This window comes from Bartonella capreoli (assembly GCF_902813205.1).
Lineage (GTDB): Bacteria > Pseudomonadota > Alphaproteobacteria > Rhizobiales > Rhizobiaceae > Bartonella > Bartonella schoenbuchensis.
The window spans coordinates 1-401 of the sequence record NZ_CADDZX010000336.1; the positions used below are offsets into that span (position 1 = coordinate 1).

A 401-nucleotide genomic window follows, 5' to 3' on the forward strand; every position below is an offset into this window, starting at 1 on the left:
CGGGAGGAAATTTGAGCTTTTCCATAATGCCACGCCAAATAACCGCTTCCAACCGTGCCTTATCATCTTTTAAGGCAAAGTAAGCATGACCGGAAGCATGAGCCCCGCGATAACCTGATATCTCTCCCCGCACCCGCACATAACCAAATTTCTCTTCAACAACGCGCTTTAAAGCCCCTGCTATTTCGGAAACAGTAAATTCTGCTACATTCGTTGCACCTATTTTTTCACCAAACAAACTTACCATTTTTCAATTCTTTACACCCGTTTCTGTGAATCTTTTTGCAACACTGCATCTTTAACCTTTTGATTTATATTTTTATCTAAATACCCATTAGCACCAATTCAGATCCCTATATTCTTAGCCTCAAACCGATTATGAGAGTTATAAATAACACCTA

General features: G+C 39.7%; 1 protein-coding gene. It reads right to left on the reverse strand.

Annotated elements, in window-relative coordinates:
* Window positions 1-247 (reverse strand): exodeoxyribonuclease VII large subunit (locus J7R05_RS08685; protein WP_208541913.1); only part of this gene is annotated, 247 nt, incomplete at its 3' end.
* Window positions 248-401 lie beyond the last annotated feature (154 nt).